The 1,603-nt window shown below is 60.8% G+C and carries 2 protein-coding genes and 1 pseudogene; 1 reads left to right on the top strand and 2 read right to left on the bottom strand.

The window, feature by feature from the left end; all coding sequences use genetic code 11:
• Nucleotides 1-388: pseudogene (locus OP495_RS17680) on the top strand (glycosyl transferase); the annotation flags it as partial.
• A 33-nt stretch (nt 389-421) separates the two neighbouring features.
• On the opposite strand, the gene OP495_RS17675 reads toward OP495_RS17680, so the two are convergent.
• Both OP495_RS17675 and OP495_RS17670 read right to left on the bottom strand, forming a co-directional pair.
• Complete coding sequence (locus tag OP495_RS17675) at nt 422-1,171, bottom strand: amino acid ABC transporter ATP-binding protein (RefSeq protein WP_280571077.1); 750 nt, start codon at nt 1,169-1,171, stop codon at nt 422-424.
• Nucleotides 1,168-1,603 (bottom strand): amino acid ABC transporter permease (locus OP495_RS17670; protein WP_280571075.1); only part of this gene is annotated, 436 nt, incomplete at its 5' end. The genes OP495_RS17675 and OP495_RS17670, both read right to left, overlap by 4 nt.

Here is a 1,603-nt window from a genome sequence, read left to right as displayed (position 1 = left end):
CGTCTCCCAGGAGGACCCCAGTGGCGGGCTCAATCGCATGAGCCTGGATATCGCCAAGGCCATGTTCCGCAAGCTGGCGACACTGGGCGTGCCCATTCACTCCGAGACCTTCCGCACCATCAAGGCGACCTATTACCGCACCGCGCTGGATCTGATCGAGGCCTACGATAACGATGCGCGCATGAACGGCCTGTCACTCGACCGCCATAGCGAGGAGCAGGCGGTCGAGCTTTTCACCGCGAACATTCTCGAGGCGGGGGCCTCGTTTCTCGAATCGCCTCGCGACAAGCCGTTCATCCCCAGCTGGAATCGAGTGGGCGCGGCGATCCACGATCTCAAGGAGCGCATGTACGAAGCCGTGGAACTCGACAACCAAGGCCAGGTGTAACCGTCCAGGCACTTGGTCGCATGCAACTCCAGCTCAAATCACGGGATTGTTGGCCAGCACCTTGCGCAAAAAGCGTTGCGTGCGTTCGTCCCGGGGATTGGTGAAAAGTTCATCGGGCGGGCCTTGCTCGATGATCCGGCCTTCATCCATGAATACCACACGGTCGGCGACCTCACGTGCGAATTGCATTTCGTGGCTGACCACGATCATGGTCTGGCGCTCCTGGGCGAGCTGTTTCATCAGGGCCAGCACCTCGTCGACCCATTCGGGATCGAGCGCCGAGGTGGGTTCGTCGAAGAGGATGACCTCGGCCCTGGCTGCCATTGCCCGGCCGATGCCTATGCGTTGCTGTTGGCCGCCGGATAGCGATGCCGGATACGCATCCGCCTTGTCCGCGAGACCGATGCGCTCGAGAATCTCGCGCCCTCGGGCATGCGCCTCTGACTTGGACAGACCATCGACGACGATCATGCCTTCGCAGATATTGTCCAGTGCGGTCTTGTTGGCGAACAAGGCGTAGTTCTGGAACACGAACGCCGTGCGCCGACGCAGGGCGAGGATGTCTCGACGGCTGGCGCGGGTTACATCGAGGCTGAGATCGCCCACCGTGAGCCGGCCGGCGTCAGGCGTTTCGAGATAATTGATGCAGCGCAGAAGGGTCGACTTGCCGGTGCCTGAGGGGCCGATGACGACGATGATTTCGCCTTGCGCCAGCGTCAGGTCGATATCCTCGAAGACGGTATGTGCGCCGAAGCGTTTGGTGATGCCGTGGAGTGCGATCATCGTTGATAGGCCCGGTTGAGTCGCTTTTCCAGCCGCCGCTGTAGCCACGACAGAATTTCCACTACGATCCAATAGATGATCGCCGCCAACAAGAACGCCTCGAAGTAGAGAAAGCTGCTGGCGGCTTCCTTCTGAGTCGCGCCCATGAGCTCGGTCACGCCGAGCGTGAAGGCTAGCGAGGTGGCCTTGATCATGTCGATGAAATAGTTCATCAACGTCGGTGTAGCCACGCGTGTCGCCTGCGGCAGGACGATGCGACGCATCAATTGCCCTTGGGTCATGCCGATGGACAGCGCCGCTTCGGTCTGGCTGCGATCGACCCCGACGATGGCGGCGCGAATCGATTCTGCCATATAGGCAGAGAAGTGCAGGGTCAGCCCCAGGATGGTGGCGGTGATGCCGTTGATGGCGACCAGGAAAGTCAGGATTTGC

It is taken from the genome of Chromohalobacter sp. 296-RDG, assembly GCF_029889885.1.
In the GTDB taxonomy this organism is placed as follows: domain Bacteria; phylum Pseudomonadota; class Gammaproteobacteria; order Pseudomonadales; family Halomonadaceae; genus Chromohalobacter.
Note: the sequence above shows the minus strand (reverse complement) of the source record. Positions and strands in the feature narration are given on the sequence as shown.